Origin of the sequence: Nostoc sp. 'Peltigera membranacea cyanobiont' 232, from assembly GCF_002245985.1 — a bacterium.
Taxonomy (GTDB): domain Bacteria; phylum Cyanobacteriota; class Cyanobacteriia; order Cyanobacteriales; family Nostocaceae; genus Nostoc.
Window position 1 is genome coordinate 1 of sequence record NZ_NOLK01000046.1, and the last position, 14661, is coordinate 14661.

The following is a 14661-nucleotide window of genomic DNA, read 5'->3' on the forward strand; positions in this document are numbered from 1 at the left end:
GGAGGACAAGGGGACAAGGGGACAAGGGGACAAGGAAGAATAACTAATGACAAATGACAAATGACAAATGACCAATGACAAATGAAAAATGGCTAAACTCGAACTCAAAAACCTGAATAAAACCTATACTTCCAAAGTTGTCCCTGTCAAAGACGTTAGCTTAACAGTAGATAACCATGAGTTTCTGACTCTACTTGGCCCTTCTGGTTGTGGCAAATCCACTGTTCTACGCATGATTGCAGGTCTTGAAGAACCTACTCGCGGTCAGATTACGATCGATGACGTGGATGTTACTTATAAATCAGCAGGCGATCGCAACATCGCAATGGTATTTCAAAGTTATGCACTCTATCCGCACATGACAGTGTACGATAACCTCGCCTCTGGACTCAAGCTGAAAAAAGTACCACCGACAGAAATTAAACAGCGAGTGGCAGAAGTGGCAGAAATTTTAGGATTAGCAGAGTTAATGAACCGCAAGCCTGGTAAAATGTCTGGAGGTCAACGCCAGCGGGTTGCGGTTGGTCGGGCCTTAGTGCGTAATGCTGATGTATATCTGCTAGATGAACCCTTAAGTAACTTGGATGCGCTGTTGCGAGAACGAGTCCGAGCCGACCTCAAGCAAATTTTTGCAGAGCAAAAAGTCCCTGTGGTCTATGTTACCCATGACCAAACAGAAGCGATGACACTTTCCACAAAAGTAGCTTTGCTCAACGATGGCTATGTCCAGCAACTTGACCCGCCCGAAGTTATCTATAACCATCCAGCTAATTTATTTGTGGCTGGATTTGTTGGTAGTCCTCAGATGAATTTGCTGACTTTATCTTGTCACGAACGCTACGCGATACTAGGGAATTTCCAAGTAACTCTGCCAGATATACCAACTGTACCACCCCAGATTGTGCTAGGTATCCGCCCAGAAAACGTTCGCATTGCCCAACCAGGTGATACGCAAACTATTCAAGGGCGAGTGCATCTAGTAGAAAACTTGGGTATGCATTATTTGGTCAGTGTCAAGGTTGAGGGTTCACAAACTGAAGCGATTATAGTACGTGCTTTGTTGCCAACAGACCAAACTTGGAGTACTGAGGATATTACACTGACATTGCCCCCTGAAGATATTCACTGGTTTGATGTTCAATCTGGCCATGCTCTTGTCAGGAGGCAAATGTTAGGTGTGAGGGGCTAGTAACCCTTTTTCAGTACTTTAGGTAATATAGGAATCCGGTTTGATTTATGAAAATATCCGTAGGATGTGTTAGCACGGAGAGTACGGCATCAAACCCTTGATAAGAGTGCGTTACGAACTCCGTTCTAACACACTCTACATACAATACCTAATTTCGTTCAAAAATCAAATAGTAATCCTATAGATAGGGTTATTGATACAGAGTTTTAAGATTGCGATCGATATAGTTAGCTTGAACTACAATACATTTGTACTATTTTGTTGTGGCAACAATTATGACAGTTAAACCTATTCCATTCGGCTATCATACCGTTACACCGTATCTTTTTGTCGAAGGGGCAGCAACCCTAATCGAGTTTCTCAAACAGGGATTTGCAGCCAAGGAAATTCGTCGTACCCTACACCCAGAAGGTAGCATCATGAATGCTGAAGTCAAAATTGGCGACTCAGTAATAATGGTGAGCGAAGCAAGATGTGAATTTAAGCCAACGCCAAGTTCCATTTACCTGTATGTTGAGAATACCGACACAACTTATGACAATGCTCTCAAAGCCGGTGCTACCTCAATGATGGAGCCAAATGATGAATTTTGGGGCGATCGCCATGCGGCTGTGAAAGATCCAAACGGAAATTATTGGTGGATTGCGACTCATCAAGAGGATGTTTCATCCGAAGAGATCGAACAACGAATTAAAGTCTTGTTTGGCAGCAAAGAACAAGTGTAACTCGGCATCCCTTATCAATACTGCTCGGAGTTTTGCATTTTAAACTAGGAATTTGGCTTAGGGAAAAGGTTAAAGGGGAAGGATTAAAGGTTTTATTTGTCTTTCCTTTTCCCCTTAAAGGATGAATGAACAAGTATTTCGCTGTGATTTTAGGTACTCAGCGATCCCCCCTAACCCCCCTTTTTAAGGGGGAAGAATCAAAGTCCCCCTTATTAAGGGGGATTTAGGGGGATCTAGAACGTTTTAATACCTACAATAGGACTTTTCAAACATCCTCTTAACCGAGCAGTATTGCATCTCTTGTAGGTAAGTATGACTTTACCCAAGAAAGTGGGCATTATATCTGACAAAAATAAGTATGGAATATGGGTAGTAAAATTAAAAAAATTATCAGTAAGCATCAATCAATCTACAGGTTTTTTAGATGATGAAACAGAGATGGGCAAGCAGATACAAATGCACTCAGCTACTTTGGAGTGTTTTGTTAGTGTTGGTAATTTGGAATCTACCCCAATCCGCTCTAGCAGATGTCAACCCACAGGAGATAAATGCAATTATTCGCACGCGGGATATAGCCCTGCAAGCCCTAAACACTCGTGATTTTGCCAAAATACAGCCTTACTTGCACCCAAGCTTTACAATCACAACAGTTGATAACCAGATTTTTCACAAAGTCCCTGAGTTTGAAAAGTACTGGAATCAGCAGTTTTCTAGTTCTATTAAAGATATCAAAATGCAACTGAAGGGAGATACGATCAGAACATTTCTCACTCCAGATATAGATGTTGCCTCTGGAGAGGCGATCGCATCCTTTTCTTTCAAAGATGGCAAAACGGCTGATATGGCGTTGCGATGGACAGCCGTGCTGCAAAAACTCCAAGATAAATGGATGATTCAATCGCTGCATTTCTCCTCCAATCTGCTGAATAACCCAGTGTTGAATGCTGCTCAACAATTGGGGCAGATTCTCGCAGTTGCAGCAGGGGTGGGTGGTTTCCTAGTGGGAGCAGTGACGATGCTATTATTACGTCGCAGGAATAAGCCACGAACCGACAGGATATAGCAAATAAAGTGGGAAGAAGCACCTATCAGCCCAGTAAAAATACTATCTTTCATCGCCGGCTCAAAGCAACCCTAGTAGTTTTATTAGTCTGGGGTGGCGTGAGTTTGCTGCACTGGCTACCAGAAACACAATGGTTGATGCTGGGATTAACGGCAATCCTGACTGTGCAAACATTACGGATGCTATTAGCAAAACCAGTGGCGGCGGTGATGGAGAGTGAGATTTATTTACCACCTGTCTCGATTTTAGTTCCGGCTAAAAATGAAAGTTCAGTCTTGGCTAATCTAGTTTACAGCTTATGCCAATTGAATTATCCCAGCGATTCCCTAGATATTTGGGTTGTTGATGATGGTAGTACCGATGAAACCCCACAGGTTTTGAAGGAATTACAAACTCAATTTCCAGCTTTACAAGTTCATCGACGGGAATCAAAAGGTGGTAAATCAGGGGCGTTGAATGCGGTGTTTCCCTTTACCCAAGGGGAGATTATTCTAGTCTGTGATGCGGATGCTCAATTACCTACCAATTTTCTCCAGCAAACAGTACCTTTGTTTCAGAAGCAAGCGATCGGTGCAGTGCAAGTGCGAAAAGCGATTTCTAATGCTAATACCAACTTCTTAACCCGTTGTCAGCAGATGGAAATGAACTGTGATAGTTTTCTGCAAACCCATCGCATTGCTATTGGTGGAATGTCTGAACTGCGGGGTAATGGGATGTTAGTTCGTCGGGAATTGTTAGAAAAGTGTCAAGGTTGGAATGAGAACACTGTCACCGATGATTTGGATCTTTGCTTCAAACTCTATTTAGCAGGTGCGGAAATTGAGTTTATTACAGTTCCATCAATTCAGGAAGAAGGTGTAACTACTTGGGAAAAACTTTGGTATCAACGCTGTCGTTGGGCTGAAGGTGGCTATCAGCGTTATTTGGATTATTTCCCTCAAATTCTTACTTTAGGTTGGGCGAAAGAAATTGATTTACTATTGTTTTTTTTATTGCAATTTCTTCTGCCAATTGGGTTAATTCCCGATTTACTTTGGACAATATTTTATAGCCATTATCCAGTTTTATTTCCACTCCAAACACTACTCAGCGTCATTTTGACAATTGCCTTTATTGCTGGACTTTACCAATTTCAAAATTTACGAGGATGGTCTTTGATTTGGGCGACAATTCAAGGGTCATTATACATGGTGCATTGGATTCCTGTGATGATTGTGACAACTTTAAAGATGTGCGTGCAAAAAGAGCGATCGCACTGGGTGAAAACTGAGCATCGGGGTGGATAAATTATGATTAAAGAATCAGATAATCTTATCAAAAAACAGAGTAAATCTAAAGTTTATTTTCGGGTTCATCAATAAAATCATGAAATGCGCTGAAGTTGCGATCGCTATTTCAAAACAACCCCAGCAAATCCTTTTTCCGCTCAAGCTACAATCAATTTAGAATCACAACTAGACAAAAGAGCGAGATGAGTATTAACCTGAATTTACCATCAGAACTAGAAAACGAACTTCACACCGAAGCTTCTGAACTCAATTTACCCTTATCAGAATATATTTTACGTATTTTATTTACAAGAAAATCTGTAGATAATTTACCCAAAACTGGAGCAGAGCTTGTTACCTACTGGCAAAACGAAGGTGTGATCAATTCACGCCCGGATATCACTGATAGTCAAGCATCTGCTCGTGAGTTACGCCATCAGGCTGAAACACGGGAGCGATCGTAGGTAAATTTAATGTACTTATTGGATACAGACATTCTGATTGATATTCAGCGCGGCCACACTCCTGCAATTGCTTGGTTTGCCAGCCTTCCAGAAGTACCGAGCATTCCTGGCTTTGTTGTTATGGAACTCATCCAAAATGCTCAAAATACTCAACGAGTCCGCAATACTCTCAAGCTCGTTGCTCCCCTACCCGTGATTTGGCCTACTGAAACTAACTGTGGGCTTGCTCTATTAAATTTTACCAGCTATCACTTATCAGATAATTTAGGCTTACTTGATGCTTTGATTGCCGCTTGCGCTGTTGACAGAGGAGCTACGCTATGTACTTTCAACATCAAGCATTACAGGGTTATACCTGACCTTACTACAGCACAACCTTATACGCGCTGAAGTTGGAATTAAAGAATTAGAAGATATGAGGCTAAGATAAACAAACTTTTTATTGATAAAGTGCTAGAGAATTTCAAAGCCATGCCCTAAAACTTGCAAGGAAGCCAAGGGAAAAAATCATGCTAGATTTGCTGATTAAAGACGGGTTAATTTTCGATGGCTTAGGTTCTCCACCTGTTCGCGGAGATATCGGCATTCAAAATGGCCGCATTGTTACCATTGCACCCTCGTTGACTACCCCAGCACGTGAAATGATTGATGCTTCTGGGTTATGGGTGACACCTGGATTTATAGATATTCATACTCATTACGATTTAGAGTTAGAAATTGCACCAGGATTGAGTGAATCAGTGCGTCATGGTGTTACTAGCCTGGTTATTGGTAACTGTAGCTTGTCTGTTGCGATCGCAGAACCCCAAATCTTAGCTGATATTTTTCAGAGGGTAGAGACACTTTCCCATCGATTGATTGCAAAATGGCTAGAAAAGTCGGTTTCCTGGCAAACACCAGCAGAATATTTACAGCATTTGCAACAGTTACCCCTTGGCCCTAATGTTGCCCCAATGTTTGGACACAGTGCCTTACGCGCTCATGTGATGGGATTAGAACGCAGCTTAACTGTTCAGCCGACAAAATTTGAACTAAAACTTATGCAGCGCATAGCCAGAGATGCTTTAGACGCTGGCTTTATTGGTATTTCTATTGATATGTTTCCCTGGCATCGGATGAGTGGAGAATGGCAAGGCTGCACAATTCCGTCTCAACACGCGAAATTTAAAGAATATGCAATGTTAGCAGATTTGTGTAGGCAACGGGATCTAGTTTTTCAAGTCACACCCAACTTACAACGACTTGCTTCCTTTGTAGAGATTCTGCGGATGGGTTCAGGAATTGCACAAAAACCACTGCGACTAACAGTCCTCTCAGCCTTAGATGCCGTACACGATCGCAACCTATGGCGAATATTTTCCCCCCTACTTTTTATTTGGAATCGGCTTCTAAATGGGAATGTCCGCTTTCAAACTCTAACCGAACCCTTCACTATTTACTCTGATGGATCTGTGACTCCCTTATTTGAAGAATTTTCCACAGGCGCACAACTCAATGGCTGTCAGTCACGAGAAGAAAGGCAACAACTATGGGCATCAGAAATATTTCGTCGTCAGTTTCGCCAAGAATGGCTGAGTAAATGGCGTAAATCATTCCATCGTCAGTTAGATTTGATGGAAGTTATTCACTGTCCCGAAGCAAGTTGGCAAGGGTTAAGTTTTGCCGAAATTGCTCGTCAAAACCAACAAGAACCAGTAGATTTATTTATCCACGCATTACAAAAATACGATACAGATTTACGCTGGGTGGCGACAGGAGCGAACGATCGCCTAAAACCCCGTTTAGCGATGATGCAGCATCCTCATATTTTGCCTGGTTTTACCGATGCTGGCGCTCACGTCCGTAACCTGGGCTACTATGATGGAGCTTTGTCTTTGCTCAAACAAGCAGTTGCAACCAAGTTCCTTTCACCTGAAGCTGCGATTTGCCGCGTTACGGGGGAACCGGCTGGTTGGTTCCGTCTTGATACGGGAGTTCTGAAAGTTGGTGCGAAAGCGGATATAGTTTTACTCGATCCCAATGCTTTAAATCAGCCAATTAGCCCACAGGTGCAGATATCAGATCCAGTTTTAGATGGTGAACCTCGGATGGTTAAGCGTGGTTCGGATGAGATTGTGCAAGGGGTTTATATTAATGGGGTTCGGGTTGTTTGTGGGGGTGAGGTGAGCGATCGCTTGGGGCGTGAAAAGTTGGGAACTGTTTTGTTTCCTTGTTGAATTATCTCATGCGGAGGCTTGAGAGCGGAGCATTGAATTGCTTTTACCCCACACCAGCAATCACCTGTCCAATATCTTGAGGGGTTGCACCTGTTGCTAACATTGCCCGAATCAACAATTCAATTGATACTGAAGCATCACCATTTTCAGCTTTAGCAATTCGAGGTTGGCTAGAACTAATCTTAGCAGCGAGTTCACTTTGAGTCATCAGTTTTTGCCGACGCTCTTTCAAGTTTTGGCTGAGAGCTAGCTTAATTTCAACCAAGATAGTTTCTTCGGGTGTTAACTCCAAAAAATCTGAAACTGTGCCAATTCTCCAACCTTTAGATTTCAAACGTTCTCTCTTAGCTTGATCCATCACATTACTCCTGTTGATCGGTATCGTATTTGCTCAGACGCTTTTTGCAAACCTCAATTATCTTCTTGGATGTTGTTCTGATTGTTTTATTAAAGACTTCAACAATCAAGATTGCATCGTCATCAATTCGATAAATGATCCTCCAGTTTTTATCTGCATCTCGAATATGTAATTCATGACAGTGAATTCCTATACTTGGCATAGGGCGTGAATGTGGCAACCCAAGCGATTCACCTTCCTGTAATTGTCTGAGCAGAACACCTGCTTCTATGCGTGCTTCTTGACTGAAAGGTGGGGTTTTAACTTCACCATGTAACCAAACTAAAGGCTTACTTTGATCTCCCATGCTGTATTTATATCATATCTGATATATCGATATAATATACCTATAGGACTCCTATTTTATTTCTGAACAAAATTTAGGTATTGTAGGGTGTGTTAGAACGAAGTTCGTAACGCACCATTATCAAGGATTTAGTGCGTTACGATGTCGCTAACACAATGCCAGTAACGCTACGCACAGTCGCTACCGCTCAAGTCGGGAAACCCGCCCACACGACTGGCTCCCCTACGTATCTTTTCTCCAAATCAAACCGGATTCCTATATGAAAGCAAACTTATATTAATGGGATTCAGGTTGTTTGTGTGGGCAAGATGAGCGATCGCTTGGGGCGTGAAAAGTTGGGAATTGTTTTGTCACCATCTGCTTAAAGGTTGTGGTACAACTACATTAATGTTTTGTTGGTAATATCAATTTAACAATGTAAATTGATATGAGGTGTTACTGCTTGGGCGTTACTGATAAAACAAGAAAAATTTTGTGGGGACGTTCTGGAAATAGGTGTGCAATCTGTAAATGTGAGCTAATTATGGATGCTTCACCAAATGATGATGAATCTATAGTTGGTGATGAATGCCACATTGTTGCAAGAGAAGCAGGTGGCCCACGTGGAGATTTAAGTTTTCCTGTCGATCAACTAGATTCTTTCTCAAATTTGATTCTGCTTTGTAAAATACATCATAAATTGGTTGATGACCAACCAAATGAGTATCCAGTTGATCAATTACAGCGAATCAAAGAGGAACATCTTGGATATGTACGCCGAGGTCTTGAAATTCCAATAGACTGGGCATTATCCGAAATACCTGAAGAACCTCTTGGTGCAGGTGTTGTTGAGAAAAAAATTGGTACACTCTGGTCTAATTATGCAAACTACCCTGTAGCGATTGAAGTGGTTCGCTTTAGAGGTAAGCTAATTGCTGAACTGATAATTTATCAAGATTCCCTCAGCCCACATTTTTATGAACTGTACCAAATTGATCGGGATAAATATGTCATATACTACAACTATATCCATCGCGCAGATTATGGACGTGCGAGATTAATAGGTGCAAATCTTGACATAGATCCAGATCCGCCTTTAACACTGAAAGAAGTACAGATAAAATTTCCAGAACTTGCAACAGAAGCGGGTTTGTCTCGAACTCGATTTCTAGAGCTTTAGTGCGATCGCTTTTCCTGTACGCTACATTAACGAAATAGAACGCACTATTTTTATGAAAGTAATACATGCGACGGGTGGAGCGATCGCTGATTAGGAACGTTAGACTTAATTCGGAATAAAAGTTAGCATCTCTTCAAGTGACTCTATCTAAATAGAGGTTGATGTATGGAATTACGTCCAATTAGAACCCAAGCTGACTATCAGGAAGCTCTTCGAGAAATTGAGTTGCTGTTTGATGCCGTCCCTAATACACCTGAATGCGATCGATTAGATATCCTGAGTACCTTAGTAGAAGCTTATGAAAAGGCACATTTTCCTATTGAAAAACCCGATCCTATCGAAGCAATTCAATACTACATGGATACCCGTGGCTGGTCTCGTCGTGATTTGGAGTCATGTCTTGGCAGTCGAGCTAGGGTATCTGAGATACTATCTCGTAAACGCTCCTTGACCTTGGAGATGATTCGGAAGTTAAATCAAGAGTTAGGTATTCCGGCTGAGATTCTGATCCAGCCTTATGATTCGGTGCAAACCTCTGCTTAATAATGGCCATAAAAAAGCGACGAAATATTAAACAGCGAATAATTCCTCGATTCTTATGAGTGAAAAGCTCCAGACCGAAAAAGACAAGCTACAGGAAGGCACTAGTATAAAAATAAATGAAGAAATAGAAAACGAAAAAGTTCTATGTTCTCATTGTCAGCGCACTGCTACGAATGGTATTAAATGTAAAGGTATTTGTGTGGCTGATAATGACTATTAAGGTATAAATTATATCGCTCTTTGTTATTCTAGACTATGTATAAAGCACTATTTTTATGAAAGCGATGACTAAGGTGGATAAAGTGCGATCGCTGAGTTTCAAACAGGGTATAGCAACGAAATCTGATGCACTACACAACCCGACGATTTTGGCAATGCTATGAACTTCTGAAGAAAATTGGTGATGCAGCGAGGTGAAATTTGGTAAGGTTTTGATATGAATTATAATCCTCAACAAAGTTTGAGAAATCGGATTAATAATCAAATTCTGGATCATCCCTTTACAGACTATTGGGATATTTTTATTCTTAAACATCAGCATCCAATTAATATTACTCTACACATTCTGGGAATATTCTTTTTTTACGGGTTACTATTTTATACTTGGAAATTGCAAAACTTTTGGTTATTCTTGGGCTTACCGTTAACTCAATTGGTGGGATTAACCGGACATTTTTTATTTGAGCGTAGCCATATTGATTTACAAGATGCTGTTTTTTCTTGGCGGGCTTCTTACTGTTTGGGTAAAATGTTAATCAGGATTTTAATGGGCAAATATCGAGACGATATTCGCCAACAGCAAAAGATATTAAATAATTATCTATCAATATGAATCATCTGCCCGTAATAACCAAAAGCCGCTATAAGTCATCCCGGAATCATCTGGTTGTACTAACAAAAAGTGCAATCCTCGACTTTGCTGTTTCCGTTGTTGATATGTTTGGGCTGCTGTTGTAACTTCTGGATCTTCAAAAGTGGCAACAATCCACCTATCTACTAAGCCAGCCTCTAATATTAAGCCATCCGGTGCGCCAGAAATGTAGTTTAACGCCACAGGGCGGGCTTGCTGTAACCACCGTGCTAGGCGCATTGATTGTCGTCCACCATAAATTACCACACCAGGGACGGGCACCGTTGACGCTAAACCCAAATTGATGGGTTTGAGATGTTCTGGGATGTGCAAAATGGGAATGGGGCGATCGCTAAATCTCGTTTCTACATCACTAGCAGCTAGAGTCGCAAAACGCCATTGTTCTCCCCAGAGGTTCTCTGGTAATGGTGCTGGAGGTGGTTTATCCAGCGCTGAGGGATACTGCTTTTCTTGTAACCACTGCTTCAATGCCAAAGTGTGGCGGGTAGGTTCGACATTTATGCTTAAATTGCGTCCAGCCGCCTCAATTAAGCTTAGAGACTGGGGACGAAACACCTGAATCACATCTGGCAATTTTTCACCAGCAGCTAACTCAAGTTGAGCAGCAACCCAATTAGAATTCGCTGCTGACTGGAGACAGGTAGCTTCATACTCAAAGTTGCGAGTTGCGTCACAAATCAACAACTCCCATAAAATTTGTCCCGATGCATCTTGTGAGGGACGACGATAAAAATCAACCTGCCAAATTTTCATAAATGGGGACTGGGGAATGGGGACTGGACAGTGAGGTGGGGAAGCAGGGGAAGCAGGGGGAGAGAAAGAAACAAGTGTATTTAGGACTATTTCGGTAGTAAAAAATACTAAGATTTTCTCTTCACTCCCCCTGCTCTTTTCACGACGATCTCACTTTTTCGCGTTGCTCCCGACTGGGGACTAGGAGCGGGGGAAGAAGAATTAATAATCAATACCCATGCTCAATGCCCAATTTATAAAGCCTGAATCCATTCTTTGACAGAATATTCAGTCCAGATGCCATTTTTCCAGTAGGGATCGTTTTCAATCAACTGGCGCACAGTGGCTTCGTCTTCGGCTTCGTAAATTCCAAAAACTTTTGTAACATCTTTGGTTGGGCCAAGAGTAATTAGCACACCGGATTCTTTCTGTTTTGCTAATCCATCTAAATGAGCTTGACGGTGGGGGGTGCGTTTTTCGAGAACGTCTTCGCAGTAAGTCCCCCAGAGTATGTATTTAGGCATAATTACTTGTTACTCCTACTGGTTAATAAGATATTGCTCTGCTAAAAGCTTGAGTCGATCTCCTTCTAAAATGAGATTGTCAATTGCTTCTTTGATTTCAAAATATGGCTGACGAGAGAATTTTTTTTCTCGTTCAATTGCACGTCGAGTTTCTGCCCTCAACCTTCCAGCCCACTTGTGTTTCCCAAAAATGTCCAAGCCAACTGACACAACACTATCTGTACCAGATTGACTTGCTTCCTGATTAATATTACGTATATTTACATTAACCTCCTTTTTGATCGCTCTGAGTTGATTTTGTAATAGAGAAATTTGTTTAACCTGTAGTTTGACTGATTTAGGATTATCAAGTGTGAGAGACATGTGTGATTGCATCTGCTGAATTTGTTGAGTTATTTCCAGCGTGTTCATAATATGCCCCAATCTAAAATTGAAAATTTTTGGCTAGTCTTTACAGAAGAATTTGAGGCTCTGCCTCAAATAAAGTATTCCCAGGTTGAACCTGGGAACTAGACCAAAAAACTCCTAAATCCTAACTTCTCAGGTTAACGCCGAATTTTTCCACCAAGGCTTCGCGGACTTTATTATGTACTGGTTCGACTTCTGCCTCAGTAAGAGTGCGATCGCTAGCCCGATAAACTAGACGAAATGCTAAACTTCTCTGTCCTTCGGGGACATTTTCGCCGCGATATTCATCAAATAGTTCCACCGATTCGAGCAAATCTTTACTCGCTTTGGTAATTACTTTTTCAATTTCGGAAACTAAGATTTTCACCGGTGCGAAAAAGGCGATGTCGCGATCGCTAGCTGGATAGGTAGAATAAGGCTGAAATGCCGGAACGAGAATTTCATCTTGTCCTACAGATTCTAAAAGCACATCTAGATCCAACTGGAAAACATAAACGGAATCTGGTAAGCCTTTTTCTCGTCGCAGTTGGGGATGGAGTTGTCCAAAAATACCCAGCCTGTTACCCCGAATCCACAGGGAAGCGGTGCGTCCTGGATGTAAGCGATCGTCGCGGCGATCGGGTTGGAATTCTACTTCCAAGGCAAGTTGCCGAAATACACTTTCTAAAATGCCTTTGGCTTCAAACCAGGTGATGGGTTCTTCGCGTCCACTTTTTGACCATTTACCAAGAGTGCGATCGCCTCCTATAATCCCAGCCAGGGCTTCTGTTTCTTGCAAACCGTCTTCTTCTCGCCAGAAAATTTGCCCGATTTCAAAGCCGTTCAGCGCACCATTACCTTGCTCTAAATTGTATTGAAAGGCATCAATTAACCCAGAGATCAAATCGGTTCGCAGCGCTGAATATTCGACAAATAAGGGGTTTGACAGTACTATATTTCTGTCTTCTCCTGGTTTGACTAAAGAATAGTGGATTAATTCTGTCAATCCTTCAGCCCGGAGGAAAGCTCGTAACTTGCGAATCAGTTCTTCATCTAAAGGCAGATAACCAGCTTCGGCTTTTTCTGGTAAAGTATCGCAGAATTTGTTGTAGCCATAGAGACGGGCAATTTCTTCAATTAAATCAATTTCCCGTTCTAAGTCGCGGTAACGATAGGGTGGGACAGAAACTGACCATGTAGGTTGATGGGTGCTATCTTCTCCTGAAGGAGTCAATTGACATCCCAATGCAGTCAAGATGCGCTCAACATCTTGTTCTTGGAGTTCACCTGTGTCCTCTCCTAAATCAATTGGCCCCAATATCTGATTAACTCGGTCTAAACGCAGTGCGATCGAACGACTCCAGGTAGACGGATCGGGGCGGGTGTCGGCAATTTCCTGTTGCACAAGAATTCCACTAGCCAATTCGCTAATTAAAGATAAGGCGCGGCGATTAGCTACTTCCAACTCAGCGCGGTTAACTCCCCGTTCATATCTGCCAGAAGCTTCACTTCTTAACCCAACACTGCGGGAAGAACGGCGAATTGCCACGGAATCAAATAAAGCTGCTTCTAAAACTAAGCTTTGAGTCCCTTCATGGACTTCCGTTTCTTCTCCACCCATAACTCCCGCTAGTGCAACGGGTCTGTCGTTAGCGGTAATTAACAAATTTTGGGTTGATAGGGTGCGAGTTTGTCCATCCAGGGTTTTGAGGAATTCTCCATTATTGGCGAAGCGGACGCCGATGGTTAAATTTTCGTTACTTGCAACTGATTTTAGGCGATCGCAGTCAAAGGCGTGGAGTGGTTGTCCCCATTCCAACAAAACGTAGTTAGTAATGTCCACAACATTACTGATGGGACGTACCCCACCCGCCCGCAAACGCTGTTGCAACCATTCGGGAGATGGAGCAATTTTCACCTGTTCAATTACCGTACCGATGTATGCAGGACAAGCTTGGGTATCAGCAATTTTTAAAGTTAAATTTCCAGGCTTTTTGGCAATAGAGACTTCACCAGGTTCAGGAATACTCAACTTTCCACCAGTTAAAGCTGCTACTTCCCTGGCTACACCTACCATACTCAGAGCATCAGCGCGATTAGCAGTTGCGGTGAGGTCTAAAATCACATCATCTAAACCCAACAACGGACGCACATCACTACCCAATGGTAAATTTTCCTGAGTAAAAATATGAATTCCGTCTACATCGGTGGGCAAACCAAGTTCCTTTAAAGAACAAATCATGCCCTGAGATGGGACACCACGCAATTTTGCAGGTTTAATTTTTAAATCGATATTGGGTAAGTAAGTACCCGTAGTTGCTACCGGCACATAGATATCTGCCTTCACATTGGCAGCGCCACAGACAATATTTAAAGTTTCACCTGCACCGATATCGACTTGGCAAACACTTAATTTATCGGCGTTGGGGTGGGGTTGACGCTCAAGTACTTTCCCTACAACCACGCCATTGGCCCAAGTGCGGCGATCTTCAATATCTTCAACCTCAAACCCCGCCATTGTGAGGGTTTCAGCTAATTCTTCTGGACTAAGTTTTATCTCTACTAGTTCGCGCAGCCAATTTAGAGAAATACGCATGGAGTGTGCTTGTTTTAGGAATCGTCTTTTGTTCTTATTTTAGGGTGCAAGAAGCGCTCGATGGCTACTCGCCCCGCTAGGCGTACCCTTTCACTTGAACAATCCTACTACGTTAGACTGGCAGAACAATATCGCTTTTTTATCTTTGCCATGGTGTCTTGGCTTTTCTAAATATGGGAGATATGTTTGAGAGAGGTTATTTTGCGATATTCTTCTAATA

The 14661-nt window shown here is 42.2% G+C and carries 16 protein-coding genes; 10 read left to right on the forward strand and 6 right to left on the reverse strand.

All coding sequences use genetic code 11. From position 1 onward, the window contains the following. Positions 1-88: 88 nt before the first annotated feature. The 7 genes from CDG79_RS17060 (at position 89) to CDG79_RS17090 (ending at position 6925) form a co-directional block, all read left to right on the forward strand. Positions 89-1189: an ABC transporter ATP-binding protein gene (locus tag CDG79_RS17060; protein WP_094343181.1), complete on the forward strand. Its 1101-nt coding sequence runs from the start codon at positions 89-91 to the stop codon at positions 1187-1189. 275 nt (positions 1190-1464) lie between these two features. Beyond that, positions 1465-1914 (forward strand): VOC family protein, encoded by a 450-nt coding sequence (locus CDG79_RS17065; RefSeq protein WP_094329222.1) that lies wholly within the window; start codon positions 1465-1467, stop codon positions 1912-1914. A 424-nt stretch (positions 1915-2338) separates the two neighbouring features. After that, the gene (locus CDG79_RS17070) at positions 2339-2977 is read left to right on the forward strand and encodes a YybH family protein (RefSeq protein WP_094343182.1); all 639 of its coding nucleotides are present in this window, start codon (positions 2339-2341) and stop codon (positions 2975-2977) included. Between the two features lie 8 nt (positions 2978-2985). Further along, a complete protein-coding gene (locus CDG79_RS17075) occupies positions 2986-4263 on the forward strand; it encodes a glycosyltransferase (protein WP_094343183.1) in 1278 nt (425 codons plus the stop codon). Between the two features lie 185 nt (positions 4264-4448). Continuing rightward, positions 4449-4709, forward strand: coding sequence for a hypothetical protein (locus tag CDG79_RS17080; RefSeq protein WP_094343184.1), 261 nt, complete (start codon positions 4449-4451; stop codon positions 4707-4709). A 9-nt stretch (positions 4710-4718) separates the two neighbouring features. Next, entirely contained in the window at positions 4719-5099 is a 381-nt protein-coding gene (locus tag CDG79_RS17085) for a PIN domain-containing protein (RefSeq protein ID WP_094343185.1), read from the forward strand. 119 nt (positions 5100-5218) lie between these two features. Then, positions 5219-6925: an N-acyl-D-amino-acid deacylase family protein gene (locus CDG79_RS17090; RefSeq protein WP_094343186.1), complete on the forward strand. Its 1707-nt coding sequence runs from the start codon at positions 5219-5221 to the stop codon at positions 6923-6925. A 43-nt stretch (positions 6926-6968) separates the two neighbouring features. On the opposite strand, the gene CDG79_RS17095 is transcribed toward CDG79_RS17090, so the two are convergent. Both CDG79_RS17095 and CDG79_RS17100 read right to left on the reverse strand, forming a co-directional pair. Beyond that, positions 6969-7283: a helix-turn-helix domain-containing protein gene (locus CDG79_RS17095; RefSeq protein ID WP_094343187.1), complete on the reverse strand. Its 315-nt coding sequence runs from the start codon at positions 7281-7283 to the stop codon at positions 6969-6971. Positions 7284-7287: 4 nt separating this feature from the next. Continuing rightward, a complete protein-coding gene (locus CDG79_RS17100; protein WP_094343188.1) occupies positions 7288-7629 on the reverse strand; it encodes a type II toxin-antitoxin system RelE/ParE family toxin in 342 nt (113 codons plus the stop codon). Positions 7630-8056: 427 nt separating this feature from the next. Here CDG79_RS17100 and CDG79_RS17105 point away from each other — a divergent pair, with 427 nt between their 5' ends. The 3 genes from CDG79_RS17105 to CDG79_RS17115 all read left to right on the forward strand — a co-directional run bounded on the left by CDG79_RS17105 (position 8057) and on the right by CDG79_RS17115 (position 10163). Beyond that, positions 8057-8788: an HNH endonuclease gene (locus tag CDG79_RS17105; RefSeq protein WP_094343189.1), complete on the forward strand. Its 732-nt coding sequence runs from the start codon at positions 8057-8059 to the stop codon at positions 8786-8788. Between the two features lie 165 nt (positions 8789-8953). Further along, positions 8954-9331 (forward strand): helix-turn-helix domain-containing protein, encoded by a 378-nt coding sequence (locus CDG79_RS17110; protein ID WP_094343190.1) that lies wholly within the window; start codon positions 8954-8956, stop codon positions 9329-9331. A 436-nt stretch (positions 9332-9767) separates the two neighbouring features. After that, positions 9768-10163 carry an Mpo1-like protein gene (locus CDG79_RS17115; RefSeq protein WP_094343191.1) on the forward strand — a complete coding sequence of 132 codons (396 nt, stop codon included), beginning with the start codon at positions 9768-9770 and terminating at the stop codon, positions 10161-10163. Here the strand turns inward: CDG79_RS17115 and CDG79_RS17120 are convergent. From CDG79_RS17120 to pheT, 4 genes are all read right to left on the reverse strand, one after another. Continuing rightward, positions 10155-10955: a Tab2/Atab2 family RNA-binding protein gene (locus CDG79_RS17120; RefSeq protein WP_094343192.1), complete on the reverse strand. Its 801-nt coding sequence runs from the start codon at positions 10953-10955 to the stop codon at positions 10155-10157. The genes CDG79_RS17115 and CDG79_RS17120 overlap by 9 nt on opposite strands. Positions 10956-11188: 233 nt before the next feature. Then, positions 11189-11458 carry a YciI family protein gene (locus CDG79_RS17125; RefSeq protein ID WP_094343193.1) on the reverse strand — a complete coding sequence of 90 codons (270 nt, stop codon included), beginning with the start codon at positions 11456-11458 and terminating at the stop codon, positions 11189-11191. Positions 11459-11473: 15 nt separating this feature from the next. Next, positions 11474-11869 carry a hypothetical protein gene (locus tag CDG79_RS17130; protein ID WP_094343194.1) on the reverse strand — a complete coding sequence of 132 codons (396 nt, stop codon included), beginning with the start codon at positions 11867-11869 and terminating at the stop codon, positions 11474-11476. A 121-nt stretch (positions 11870-11990) separates the two neighbouring features. After that, complete coding sequence (gene pheT, locus CDG79_RS17135; protein ID WP_094343195.1) at positions 11991-14441, reverse strand: phenylalanine--tRNA ligase subunit beta; 2451 nt, start codon at positions 14439-14441, stop codon at positions 11991-11993. Positions 14442-14661 lie beyond the last annotated feature (220 nt).

Bases quoted from the DNA above. Each gene is read 5' to 3' on its own strand.
- CDG79_RS17060 (WP_094343181.1), top strand. From the start codon at position 89: ATGGCTAAACTCGAACTCAAAAACCTGAATAAAACCTATACTTCCAAA.
- CDG79_RS17065 (WP_094329222.1), top strand. From the start codon at position 1,465: ATGACAGTTAAACCTATTCCATTCGGCTATCATACCGTTACACCGTAT.
- CDG79_RS17070 (WP_094343182.1), top strand. From the start codon at position 2,339: ATGATGAAACAGAGATGGGCAAGCAGATACAAATGCACTCAGCTACTT.
- CDG79_RS17080 (WP_094343184.1), top strand. From the start codon at position 4,449: ATGAGTATTAACCTGAATTTACCATCAGAACTAGAAAACGAACTTCAC.
- CDG79_RS17085 (WP_094343185.1), top strand. From the start codon at position 4,719: ATGTACTTATTGGATACAGACATTCTGATTGATATTCAGCGCGGCCAC.
- CDG79_RS17090 (WP_094343186.1), top strand. From the start codon at position 5,219: ATGCTAGATTTGCTGATTAAAGACGGGTTAATTTTCGATGGCTTAGGT.
- CDG79_RS17095 (WP_094343187.1), bottom strand. From the start codon at position 7,283: ATGGATCAAGCTAAGAGAGAACGTTTGAAATCTAAAGGTTGGAGAATT.
- CDG79_RS17100 (WP_094343188.1), bottom strand. From the start codon at position 7,629: ATGGGAGATCAAAGTAAGCCTTTAGTTTGGTTACATGGTGAAGTTAAA.
- CDG79_RS17105 (WP_094343189.1), top strand. From the start codon at position 8,057: ATGAGGTGTTACTGCTTGGGCGTTACTGATAAAACAAGAAAAATTTTG.
- CDG79_RS17110 (WP_094343190.1), top strand. From the start codon at position 8,954: ATGGAATTACGTCCAATTAGAACCCAAGCTGACTATCAGGAAGCTCTT.
- CDG79_RS17115 (WP_094343191.1), top strand. From the start codon at position 9,768: ATGAATTATAATCCTCAACAAAGTTTGAGAAATCGGATTAATAATCAA.
- CDG79_RS17120 (WP_094343192.1), bottom strand. From the start codon at position 10,955: ATGAAAATTTGGCAGGTTGATTTTTATCGTCGTCCCTCACAAGATGCA.
- CDG79_RS17125 (WP_094343193.1), bottom strand. From the start codon at position 11,458: ATGCCTAAATACATACTCTGGGGGACTTACTGCGAAGACGTTCTCGAA.
- CDG79_RS17130 (WP_094343194.1), bottom strand. From the start codon at position 11,869: ATGAACACGCTGGAAATAACTCAACAAATTCAGCAGATGCAATCACAC.
- pheT (WP_094343195.1), bottom strand. From the start codon at position 14,441: ATGCGTATTTCTCTAAATTGGCTGCGCGAACTAGTAGAGATAAAACTT.